Raw genomic sequence first — 11,971 nt, 5'->3', positions numbered from 1 at the left:
GGTATAGCCTATACCAATATATTTGCCAATCACAGATGCACCCTAACCCTAGGTCATACTTTCGGGGATTAAGCTTAATCCCTAAGAAAACAGCTCGATTTTTTTTTAATTAGATGCTTGCAGAAATAACAAGGTTAGAATCACACAATTGCTAACTGTATGGGCTATTAACATTGCACCAAAAACAGTGGTTACTTGGAAAGTTTTTTGGGGAGGACGCTTGGTGAGGGTGGGCGGGCCTGTGAACTGAGGTTTGGAAGTTCTTTTAGTACCAGCTACCAAATTTTGGAGGAATTCTAATCCTTCCCACTTGGCAAAAAAAGTGATGGCTAAAAGTAATACAGCAATCAGAGTTATGGCTGGGTAAATATCGCGACCTCCTCCTAATATCATGTAATCTATTAGCTGTTCTCGCAGGTCTTTTGGCAGTACACTTTCAAGGCCGAAGAAAAGAAACCAACCTAGACAGGCGCAAGATAAATTGAGGATGGTTGTATATTGAACGCTGGTTTTGGGGCCTAGTTTAAGTAGTTTTTGTAGGAACCACGATTCGATCGCGATCGCCACAAACAAAATTAAAATTTGCAGCAAAACAGTCGGAAATGGAAAAACACTGGCAATCATAAAGTTTACAACTATAACGGCTGGGTAGAATCTATTCCGCCACCGGGTACAAACAGGACGACAACGATCGAGCTAATTTGCCCTCTTGATATTTTCAGCCTGGACATTTTCCCCAATCTGTCGGACATGGCATGGTAGCAGATTATCAGCTTGTTTATAGTATAATATGTCGAGATCCATTAACAGGATGGAAACATTAAAACATTAAATTTCCTCAGCTACCGACCCCAAGACAGACTAAAATAATTGATTATGGTAAGGAATGGCATTGGTATTCGGACAGCATCATCCCGATCGGAACGCGCGGCCGGTCAGATTCACGTCTATGATGGCGCTAGCAAGGGCAAGTCTCAGGCTGCTTTAGGGGTAGTTTTGCGCTCGATCGGGCTGGGTATCAATTCAGACTCCCCCACGCGAGTCTTACTGCTGCGCTTTCTCAAGGGACCTGGCCGCTCCTACGACGAAGACGGGGCCATAGAAGCCTTGCAGCGGGCATTTCCCCACTTAATCGACCAAGTTCGGACGGGCAGGGCTGAATATTTTGGGCCAGAAGCTATCACCAGGTTCGATCGCACCGAAGCCCAGCGGGGTTGGGATATCGCCAAAGGGGCGATCGCCTCAGAGCTATATTCTGTAGTGGTACTAGACGAATTAAACCCCGTTTTGGACCTAGGTTTGCTCCCAGTAGATGAAGTAGTCCAAACCCTCAAACACAAACCAGAATATCTAGAAGTAATCGCCACAGGGAGGGCTACCCCCCAAGCTTTGCTCGATATTGCTGACTTGCATTCAGAAATGAAGCCCCACCACCACCCCGCAGCAGCCGAACACAATATTTCTGGTATTGAAATATACACAGGTGCGGGGAAAGGAAAGTCTACCAGTGCTCTGGGCAAAGCTTTGCAGGCGATCGGCAGAGGTATTAGTTTAGACCAATCTCACCGGGTGTTAATCGTGCAGTGGCTTAAAGGAGGTACCGGTTATACGGAAGACGCGGCAATAGCAGCTTTGCGCCAAAGTTACCCGCAGCTAGTGGATCACCAGCGGTGCGGGCGGGATGCTATAGTTTGGCGCGGGCAACAGCAAGAGTTGGACTGCACGGAAGCTGAACGGGGTTGGGAAATAGCCAAAGCGGCGATCGCCAGCGGTTGGTATAAAACAATAATTCTCGATGAACTCAATCCCACAGTAGACTTAGAATTGCTGCCGGTAGAGCCGATCGTGGAAGCCTTGCTACGCAAGCCCCGCGATACAGAAATCATTATCACCGGCCGCTGTCATAAACCCCACGCTTATTTTGATTTGGCAAGTGTACATTCAGAGGTATACTGTCACAAACACTACGGCGATCGGGGGGTAGAACTCAAGCGCGGCGTAGACTTTTAATGCCTAGATCGGAACCCTTTTTTGATTCTTACAGCACTTTTCAGGTACATAGCTCTTGTAGGGACACTCCCAGAACCCAAAGCGTGTCAACTTAAGCCTGAAACTATTGGTATCTCTCGGTTTTACCAGAGTCTAGATCCCCCTAAATCCCCCTTAAGAAGGGGGACTTTGATCGGACTCCTGTCCCCCCCTTAAGAAGGGGGACTTTGAAAAGACTCCTGTCCCCAGGGCTGTTTCATTCTCAGACAAATCATCATTTTGTAGGGGTAGTGCCCCCGTGCCTACCCTCTTCGTCCACGATTTTGTATGTGTTTCAGACCTCTGGGCGGGCACTCTTGGCACCGCCCCTACAAGAGAATGAAACAGCCCTGCTCCTGTCCCCCCCTTAAGAAGGGGGACGAGAGAAAAGACTCCTGTCCCCCCCTTCTTAAGGGGGGCTAGGGGGGATCTAGATTTAATGGTCTTTCCAGCAGTCTCTGGCTGGGTTTGACCTGGTTGTTGACACCTATGGGCTCTTGGAGTGTCCCTACGGGGATATTGATAGTACCTCATAAACCGGCAATCTGCTGTAATTTGAAATTTCCCTGTTTAGACGCGATCCCAGCTCGCTGATCCAGCATGGAACATTCAGAATATCAACCGCGTCTTCGAGAGCGTAAGCACCTCCGAGCGTCCAATTAGGATCATTAAAAAGGTGAAGAAATTGAAAATAAAAGCTTACAACGAAAAAATAGCCAGTCTAGAAAGTCTAGACAGAGTTAACACAACTAGACTAGACTTGCGACGAGCAAACAAGTTAAACTACAACGGCATCCAAACATTCGGTGTTCTAGGCAGTCTCTGTAGTCGCAACAGCGATGACAAATTAAGTAGAGGAGTGAATCTGTAATGACAACGCTAAATGACGATACTAATGTAATAGATTTAAACCTTCCGGGACTGGGACCGGATACAATCTTCGCCGGAGGTGGGGCTGATTTCGTCAGAACTTCTACCCTGGGCGGCAGCTTAATATTTGGCCAAGGCGATAATGATACTCTGATTTCCGTGGGCCCGAACGATACTATCTACGGCGGCGCCGACGAAGACTCTATTAGATCTCAGCGTACTCCCGCCTTGCTGTTTGGCGACGGAGGCTCGGACACCATAATCGCTGAAGCCCGCGCTACGATGCAGGGCGGTGAAGGAGACGACTTCCTCCAAGGTACTGTCGAAGCTAACGTCATATATGGTAATCAGGGTTCAGATACGATCCTGGGAGGGGCCCAGAGAAGAGACACCATCTACGGTGGCAAGGGCAATGACGCCGTTGGCTTCTTCATCGCCGGCGGAGGCAACAACCTGGGTCTTCCCTTATCGGGCGTTGGTTTCGCTGGCAATGAAGGAAGCAACTTCTTGCGGGGCGACTCTGGTGACGACTTGGTTGCAGGTATCAACATCAGAGACAGCCTTTTCGGCGGTAAAGGCAATGACACTCTGCGCGGTGCTGGCAGCAGCAGCTACCTAGAGGGCGGTGAGGACCAGGATACTTTATTCGTTGCCAATACTACCCAAACAAGCCCATTTGCTTCCGGCTTCATTACTATTGGCATTGAGAGAACTACCTTGCTAGGTGGTGCTGGAAATGATTCTCTACAAGGTTCGATCGGCGAATTTGGCGGTGGCAGAAACTTATTAGATGCCGGCGATGGCAATGACACGATTAGGGTTTTTTCTACCCAGGATACCGCCATCGGAGGTGCAGGCGACGACTTCATCGTGTCTGCGACGGTGACAGCACTTTCGAGCGGTGGTGCCCAGAGTTCCCTTCCAGGCTTTGCCGGTCGGAACTTCCTTGATGGCGGGACTGGCAATGACACGATCGTCGCTGCTTTCTCCACTGATACCATGATTGGCGGCGACGGTAGCGACAGCTTGAGCGGTATCTTTACTAATGCCTCCGGTGCAGACGGCGACGATACGATCAATGCCTCTCTTTCCAATGTCAATGGAAGGATTACTCTTGACGGCGGCATCGGCAACGATCTGTTAATTGGCAATACTAATGTCAGTACGAGTTTCACCACCACCCACGTCATGAACGGCGGCGCGGGGAATGATACGGTGATTTTTGGCAACGCCAGCGATACTCTGGTCGGTGACTCTGCCGGCAACGACTTCATCTCCTACGCCAGCAGTGTTAACTTTACCGGTCGTACAACTGTCAACAGGATTACCGACAACCAGGGTAGCAACCTCATCTTTGGTGCCAATGGTACTGATGTCATTACTACCGGTAGTGGGAATGACACCCTGTTCGGCGGCCCAGCCAATCTAATCACCCCAGGAATTGATGGAGACGATACCTTGAATGCCGGTGGTGGCAACGACGTGTTGCTTGGCGGCTTTGGTAACGACTATTTGCTCGGAGGCGATGGCGACGACTCTCTCGGTGGCGGGCCTGGTGCTGACACCCTGATTGGTGGAACTGGTAATGACAGCTTCTACTACAACAACTTCGGCGAGGGTGTCCCTATTGGTGGCGCACCCAACTTCCTACCTACCGGTAGCAACCCAGACCAAATTGGTGACTTTGTGTCCGGTCAAGACAAGTTGGTGTTCCAGCAGACAGGCTTCAGCGCCTTGAACCCATTTCCTGACACCAATCGACTTTCTTCTGGGTCTTTGTTGGTGCTTGAGACTGGGGCTTACAGTAGCAGTTTTGGTCCAGCAGGGGCTGCTACCAATCAAGGATTCCTCTTCTATCAAGCTGAAGACGGACGACTAGGATATGACCCTGATGGTACTGCTGGTGCTAACCCAGGGGTGACGCTGGCCATCCTGAACAACAAACCGGGTCTATCGGCTTCGGATATTACCCTGATTTAATTGGGCTAGGAGTGGGCACGGTAGGATTCTGAGTAGGATTCTGAAAAGAGCGACCCACGAATTCTCAAAACTTAATCTGTTATGTTTCGAGCTGGGGATATCCATCCCTGGCTTTTTTATTGCCATTAGGAATTAGGGCATGGGGCATGGGGCGGGGGCGGGTTTATGAGATTGTTGGTTTTTGGCAATTATGGTTGGTGAACCCGCCCCTTGTATCTTAAAAGAGTCGATCGCCACGTCATAGATTTAATCATACCGACAATCAGGCGATCGAGCCGACAATCAGGCGATCGAGCCGACAACGAGTCGATCGTACCTCTAAGCAAAGCGAATCTAAAGAAACAAGGAAAGTTTCGTACAAATGGTTCTGTAACAGCTCCGGGCCTTGGCGATTTAACAGCTTCTATATTATTAGCTGAAATTGGTGATGTTTCTGATTACGATAATGCCCGTCAATTAGCAGCTTATGCAGGCTTAACACCCTGTGAACGGAGTTCTGGGACTTCAGTTAAAGGCAAAACTCGTTTGTCTTGTACCGGCAATGTCCGACTGCGAAAAGCGTTGTATTTGCCTGCTGTGGTGGCGATGCGTCACAATCCTTTGCTGAAAGCTATGAGTGACCGATTATTGGGACGTGGAAAGGTCAAAATGCAGGTAATTGGTGCGCTGATGAGGAAGTTGGTGCATTTGGCTTTTGGGATTTTAAAGTCCCAAAAGCCTTTCGATCCTAATTATTTGACTGCTACCCCTTGACAGATCAAGACAGTATCTACATTTGAAACGGCGGTGGAAATTAAGAAATTTTGTTATTGTCTGATTTTAGTGGTAGGGGCGGGTTTTACCAGCCATCTCTGTGGAAAACTAACTATCTCGTAAACCCGCCCTGGCCCATGCTATAACTCTTTCGTAAGTGCTGGTTAAGATGGTTGGGATAGATTTAGGAATGAATGCCAAATCACTATGCTAATCAAGTTGCTGTCGATTAAACTTGTGTCCAGATTTTCCATGGTTTGTGCTCTGGCGATCGCCCTTCTCCTCATCAGCCCCAATTTAGCCAAAGCTGAATCGCGAGAGCAAGCAGTCGATCGACTAACAGATTTCCTATTCTACAAGGTTAATCCTCAGTTAAACAATCGGAAACTGCAAACGGGCGATCGCGAATATATCCGTCAATGGCAAAAATTACGCGAGGCGATCGATCCGCGAGTCAAATCGGTACAAGAAGTCTGCACTGGAGTGACACCAGGAGAGACTGGATGGGAATTCACCACAATTAACGGCCAAACCTACGAACAAACCTACGATTTACTTGCAGATACAATTTTTTATAGTCGCCATCCTCAACGGACTGGACAGCCAATTCCCAAAGACGATAAAATCAGCATCAGTGAATGGTCTGCAATTCGATACTATATGTATATTTCTAATTGTGGAATATGAAATACGGTGCTATAGCAATCTCGATGATTTGTAATTTTTTTACCCCACCCCAACCCTCCCCGAACTCGCGGGGAGGGAGTAATCAGTTCCCAAATAATTTAGCATTACTAAATCGCAGCAAAGCACTTAGGTAGGATAAATTTATATGAATAAAAAAAGTATAGCAATGTTATCCCAATTAAAAAAAAGAATGCAACAGTATTCTTGTCCCCCCCCTTGCCAAGGGGGGGCTAGGGGGGGTCGAAGAATTTTGCACAATTTTAGACAAATGGTATTACTACTAACCTTACTAGCAATCTGTACGGCATCTGCTGCGAAAGCTTTAGAAACTAGCCAAAAACCACAGCAATTCAGTGTTGACAATTATGCCAACTCCCCTGAAGGACTAGCTCTGAAAACAGGTATGCCCTACGAAAATGCCCGTCAAATCATCATCAAAAAAGGGTGGCAACCATACTTACAGGGTACACCCCGTAACCTGAGAAATCGTTCTGTGAAGGAGCTATTTGATTTGGGATATGAAGAGATTAAGGATTGCTCTGGCACTGGTGAGGGGCCTTGTCGGTTTGAGTTTATTAATAAAAAACAAGAACTGTTAGTGGTAGTTGCTACGACTATGGGAGCGGAAAATACAAAACGTTTCGTTAGAAATTGGTGGATTGAGAAAAAGACGGATAGTAATCCACAAAGAGCGTCATCCAATATAATTGAACAGGGTCGTTATTGGCTAGGTGGTACAGGTCAGGGTTTAGAAGTGAAGGGAGGACGCTATCGATATTATGACGAGTCGGACATCGATCGACCTTGGCAACCCATCGCTGAGTTACAATATATTAAAAAAGGGGTGGTGTTTGATGGTAAAAATTATTGGTGTTTATCTACAATGTTACCCAAAGGACAAATAGCTTCTTGTTCTAAAAACGGATGGTTATACAAAGGGTCAAACCCAGGGTGAGACAAGATTTATCGCCTGGTTGTCGCGAATGGATAAACATTTATGAAGTTTCATCATGCTGATTAGATTGCCCTCAATTAAGTGTGTCTCGAAGTTGTCAGCGGTGTGTATATTGGGTTTTATCCTTATTCTCAGTAAGGGAAATATAGACAGTGCTACAGCGCGGGATTTAGAATCACGAACTGTGGCGGTGGATCGGTTGACGGATTGGTTTTTTTACCAGGTTAATCCTCAATTAGAAGGCCGCAAATTGCGATCGGATGATTTTCCTATCTACATCCGCGAATGGAATGCTATTCGTCGTACAGTTGATGGCGAAATGATTAGTACACCAGGAGATTGTGTCGGTGATGCTTTCTGGGATTTCGACTATCGTTATCATGGGCGATCGCTTGATCGGGTTGCAGATACCATTTGGACTATCCGCGATCCATCCGGTGACAAAACTCGTGCCGATATTTCTAAACAAGAATGGAAGAAGCTGAGACAATCAATATTTAGAGAGCATTTTTGCTATTAATCGGCAATATTTTTAAGCTGCATAGAATCCGATCTCCCCTAACCGAGAGGGCGGGCACTCTTGGCACCGCCCCTACTCAGGGGGTAACAGCTAAATTTTACAAATGATTTAGAGTTGCTAGAGAAGTTAAATAACAGTGATTTGATATCATAAGTAATCATCGGATCTCTTATATTTTTGCAATAAAATGTCAGTTACTACTCATCAATTAATTCAATGGAAACAACAAAAGCGGTCAATTGTGGCGCTGACAGCCTATGATTATGCGATCGCCCAACTCATAGATCGAGCCGGTGTAGATATCATCCTCGTGGGCGATTCCCTCGCAATGCCTATATTAGGGTACGAAACAACCTTGCCCCTAACTCTCGATGAAATGCTACACCACGCAAAAGCAGTGCGTCGCGGTGTGACAGAAGCCTTAATTGTGGTGGATTTGCCATTTTTAACTTATCAAGAAAGTGTCCAGCAAGCCATGCACTCGGCAGGAAGAGCCTTGAAAGAAACTGGTGCTCAAGCTGTAAAATTAGAAGGCGGATATCCAGCGATGGTGGCCACAGTTTCGCAACTGACATCAGCGGGAATTCCGGTGATGGGACACGTCGGTTTAACCCCGCAGTCTGTACACCAACTAGGCTACAAAAAACAGGGGAAAACTGTGGAAGCAGGAGAGAGAATTGTGCAAGAGTCGATCGCGCTTCAAGAAGCAGGTGCTTTTGCCATAGTATTAGAGCATATTCCCGCTGATTTAGGCGATCGCATTACTCAAAAATTAACTATTCCCACCATTGGTATCGGGGCGGGGCCACACTGCGACGGACAAGTGTTAGTTACTTCCGATTTGTTAGGACTTTCGGAAAAACAGCCACCTTTTGCTAAAGCTTATACCAATTTGCGATCGACAATTACTCAAGCTGTGAAAGATTATTCCCTAGAAGTTAGAGAAGGCAAATTTCCCCAATAACTTCTTAGTCAGGACTTTAGTCTCGAAAGTGCGTAAGTCGTGTCAGAGTCAGTACAGACGGAAGATGAGATTAGTTTGTGGCAGTTTCTAATGCTATTTTTTTCGGACAAATATCATCATCAAACCAACCAGTTAAAGCTACAGCTAAAGCATCCGCCGCATCATCTGGTTTCGGAATATAACCTAATTCTAACTCCCGCGCTACGGCTTCTTGCACCTCCGATTTATCAGCATTCCCGCGCCCAGTTAAGGCTTTTTTAATTTGGGCTGGGGTAAACTCGAACAGTGGTACTCCAGACTGGGCTAATACTAGGGTCAATACTCCCCGCGCTTGGGCTACAAGTATGGTATTTCCCATTTTGTAAAAGAAGAGTTTTTCGGCTATGGCTACATCTGGTTTTACCTGTTCAATTACGGAGTGCAAATCTTCGTAAATTGTTTTGAGGCGCTGTCCCATTTCCTGTTTTGGCGTTGTTTGAATTACGCCGCAGTCTATCAGAGAAACGATGTTTTCATCTTGTTTTCCGGGAACTATGTGACAAGAAATTGCGCCGTAGCCGAGGTTGGCTAAGCCCGGGTCTAATCCTAAAATTCGTGTTTCCATATCCTCATCATAAACTCCCGTATTTATCAGTGGGGTCGCATTCTGGAATCTAATATCAATTCCGGTTGTATCGGAATGATTTAACCACGAAGGCGCAAAGGACGCGAAGGAAGAGAAGAGAGAGATTAATAATTCCGATGTCAACGGATTTGATCTAAAATCTACAATCTAAAATCGATTGACCCCACCGAATATAATTCGGGGCTAGACAAACAAAGTCCGCCTTCGCGGACTAAGATGTTGTTCTAATTTTAGGGCTGAAGTCTTGATTATGAGTTGGTTTCTAGGCCGAATACTCGATCGAACACTTTGGTCACTTTAGAACCCGAATCAATTGATTCTAGTGGATCTTTCCGCAATCGGTGGCGCAAACACAGGGTCATCACCCGGCGAATATCGTCCACTGTGACCTCTGTGCGGCATTCTAAGGCAGTCAAAGCTTTGGCGGCGCGGTTTGTGACCAAATCGCCTCGCAGTCCGTCTACGTCCAATTCGGCGCAAACTTGGGAGATTTTTACTCGCAAATCCCGATCGAGCTTTACCGACTTCAACCTTTCTTGGGCTTCCACCAACTTCTGTTGCATATCATCTTGTTGGTGTTGATATTGAGAGAGAAACTCCGCTGGATTTTGGTCAAAACTCGATCGCTGTTCGACAATTTCTACTCTTAAATTCGGGTCTTTTACAGTCCGAATTTCGGCGTGCATCCCGAATCTATCGAGCAACTGCGGCCGCAATTCTCCTTCTTCTGGGTTGCCGGAACCAATTAGAATAAACTTAGCTGGGTGGCGAATCGAAATGCCTTCTCTTTCTACAGTATTCCAACCGCTAGCGGCGGAGTCAAGCAAAACATCGACTAAATGATCGTCGAGCAAATTGACTTCATCGACGTAGAGGATGCCACGGTTGGCTTTAGCTAAAAGTCCTGGTTCAAAAGCTTTCACTCCTTCGGAGAGAGCTTTTTCTATGTCGATCGTACCGCAAACTCGGTCTTCGGTCGCGCCCAAAGGTAAATCTACCATTTGGACTTTTTTACGGGCGATTTTAATGTCAGCTTGAGATAAAGTGCGTGAAGCGGAGCTATCCCATAGGGAATCGCGCACCTCGTCACTCATCAAATCTGGATCGCTGGGATGACTATTAAAAGGATCGTCTGCTACCACCTCAATTTCCGGCAGCAAGTCCGCGAGGGCGCGGATTGTGGTAGATTTGCCAGTACCGCGATCGCCCATGATCATCACCCCACCAATTTTCGGATCGATGACATTCAACAGCAGTGCTAGTTTCATCTCCTCTTGGCCGACAATGGCAGTAAAGGGAAAAACAGCGCGGCGGGGGGCGGTAACAGTTGGCAGAGCACCCGCATTCAGGGTATTGCTGACTTCGGCAGTAGGACTCACAGGATAACTCAAAATATAATAATTGCCTGTTTATTGTAAGGGATAAGGGATTGTCTGGGGCGATGGATTGTGGCGATCGGGGTTGTAGCCTCTTCAATAGCCCAGCGCTACTGAGATTTTCTGCATTGACATAGCATCTGTGGGCGGGCTAGGAGTGCCCACCCCACAACAGTTTTCAGCAAAATCGCCACCTCTGTTAACTGGCTGTAGATGGCACGGGAAGGGCGATCGGGCAACTCAAATATAAACTTATGTAACAATACCCCAGAATCTGCATAAAAAGCTCAACAAGCTGTAGAGTGCGTCACAAATATGTTAGAAATGAGGAAACTGGTACACTAAACTCAATTGCTAAGGTGCGTCTTAGGATTTTCTCAAACGATTATTAACTGTTTCGATATCTGACGCACCTTACCAATTCTGATAATCGCCTGCAAGACTTGATGTTTTGCCTTAAGAACAAGTATGCCAGACACGAGCTTATATCTTTTTTGAAGCCCTTCTCTTCCACCACAAACCCATGCCAGCAGCCAGAAACGTACCAACAGCAGTCATCGGTTCCGGTACAGCAGCATTAGCATGAGGTTCATACTCATAAACTCCAGTGAGTGTAGTATTAGCCGACACCAAACCTCCAAAACTACCTATAACAGGATTCCCCTGAATCTTAGTCAAACCCGTAGTCATTAAACCAGCGATAAAAGTATCACCATCACATCCACTTAAAGCACTCAAAGACTGCTGGGAATCATAACTTTTCGACACATAACCTGAAGCCGAACCACTAACAGTTCCCGTACCCCGATTAGCAATCTTAGTTTCCGGCGGACTTGCTAACACACTCAAACTCAAAATAGGGTCAACTTTGAGCAGCGGAATATTCACAGCAATGCTTGCATTCGTCGTCGCCGTCCCTGTAAAATTTCCAGTCAAAGGAGTAATAGTCACACTATTATTAACAGTAGACTTAACCGTAACATAAGCTTTTAATAGCGTTCCCAACATTGAATTAAACTTGGGCAAAACCACATTCGTGCTGCTATTTAAGGGCTGCGAACCCAGATCTACAGTATAAGTTTGAGTCAGAGTAGCAGCTTGTGCAGAAAAACATTGACTAACAAGTGCAAAACTCAAACTTCCACCAACAATTCCCAACTTTTGACAAACATTCATTTCGATAAACCCCTAAAATAATAAAGTTGCAGTTTGT

Annotated in this window: 11 protein-coding genes; 7 read left to right on the top strand and 4 right to left on the bottom strand. The window is 46.5% G+C overall.

Annotated elements, in window-relative coordinates:
• Positions 1-105: 105 nt before the first annotated feature.
• Positions 106-624 carry a filament integrity protein FraC gene (fraC, locus tag AAFP14_RS11780; RefSeq protein WP_341732442.1) on the bottom strand — a complete coding sequence of 173 codons (519 nt, stop codon included), beginning with the start codon at positions 622-624 and terminating at the stop codon, positions 106-108.
• A gap of 252 nt (positions 625-876) precedes the next feature.
• Between fraC and AAFP14_RS11775 the strand changes: the two genes are divergently transcribed.
• From AAFP14_RS11775 to panB, 7 genes are all read left to right on the top strand, one after another.
• Positions 877-2,010: a cob(I)yrinic acid a,c-diamide adenosyltransferase gene (locus tag AAFP14_RS11775; protein WP_340523015.1), complete on the top strand. Its 1,134-nt coding sequence runs from the start codon at positions 877-879 to the stop codon at positions 2,008-2,010.
• 888 nt (positions 2,011-2,898) lie between these two features.
• Positions 2,899-4,878: a calcium-binding protein gene (locus AAFP14_RS11770; protein ID WP_341732441.1), complete on the top strand. Its 1,980-nt coding sequence runs from the start codon at positions 2,899-2,901 to the stop codon at positions 4,876-4,878.
• A gap of 210 nt (positions 4,879-5,088) precedes the next feature.
• On the top strand, positions 5,089-5,631 hold the full coding sequence (locus AAFP14_RS11765) for a transposase (protein WP_341732440.1): 543 nt from the start codon (positions 5,089-5,091) through the stop codon (positions 5,629-5,631).
• A 207-nt stretch (positions 5,632-5,838) separates the two neighbouring features.
• The gene (locus tag AAFP14_RS11760; protein WP_341732439.1) at positions 5,839-6,318 is read left to right on the top strand and encodes a hypothetical protein; all 480 of its coding nucleotides are present in this window, start codon (positions 5,839-5,841) and stop codon (positions 6,316-6,318) included.
• A 268-nt stretch (positions 6,319-6,586) separates the two neighbouring features.
• Entirely contained in the window at positions 6,587-7,273 is a 687-nt protein-coding gene (locus tag AAFP14_RS11755; protein WP_341732438.1) for a hypothetical protein, read from the top strand.
• Positions 7,274-7,328: 55 nt separating this feature from the next.
• Complete coding sequence (locus AAFP14_RS11750) at positions 7,329-7,793, top strand: hypothetical protein (protein ID WP_341732437.1); 465 nt, start codon at positions 7,329-7,331, stop codon at positions 7,791-7,793.
• Positions 7,794-7,980: 187 nt separating this feature from the next.
• Positions 7,981-8,757: a 3-methyl-2-oxobutanoate hydroxymethyltransferase gene (panB, locus tag AAFP14_RS11745; protein ID WP_341732436.1), complete on the top strand. Its 777-nt coding sequence runs from the start codon at positions 7,981-7,983 to the stop codon at positions 8,755-8,757.
• Positions 8,758-8,827: 70 nt separating this feature from the next.
• On the opposite strand, the gene ruvC is transcribed toward panB, so the two are convergent.
• The 3 genes from ruvC to AAFP14_RS11730 all read right to left on the bottom strand — a co-directional run bounded on the left by ruvC (position 8,828) and on the right by AAFP14_RS11730 (position 11,934).
• Positions 8,828-9,361, bottom strand: coding sequence for a crossover junction endodeoxyribonuclease RuvC (gene ruvC / locus AAFP14_RS11740; protein WP_341732435.1), 534 nt, complete (start codon positions 9,359-9,361; stop codon positions 8,828-8,830).
• A 269-nt stretch (positions 9,362-9,630) separates the two neighbouring features.
• Positions 9,631-10,761, bottom strand: a complete 1,131-nt coding sequence (bchI, locus tag AAFP14_RS11735; protein ID WP_472851045.1) for a magnesium chelatase ATPase subunit I — start codon at positions 10,759-10,761, stop codon at positions 9,631-9,633.
• Between the two features lie 480 nt (positions 10,762-11,241).
• Entirely contained in the window at positions 11,242-11,934 is a 693-nt protein-coding gene (locus AAFP14_RS11730) for a PEP-CTERM sorting domain-containing protein (RefSeq protein ID WP_341732434.1), read from the bottom strand.
• Between the last annotated feature and the right edge of the window lie 37 nt (positions 11,935-11,971).

The organism is Microcoleus sp. EPA2 (assembly GCA_020882975.1).
GTDB lineage: Bacteria > Cyanobacteriota > Cyanobacteriia > Cyanobacteriales > Microcoleaceae > Microcoleus.
The sequence above is the reverse complement of the archived record's forward strand: the minus strand, read 5'-3'. Positions and strand labels throughout refer to the sequence as shown.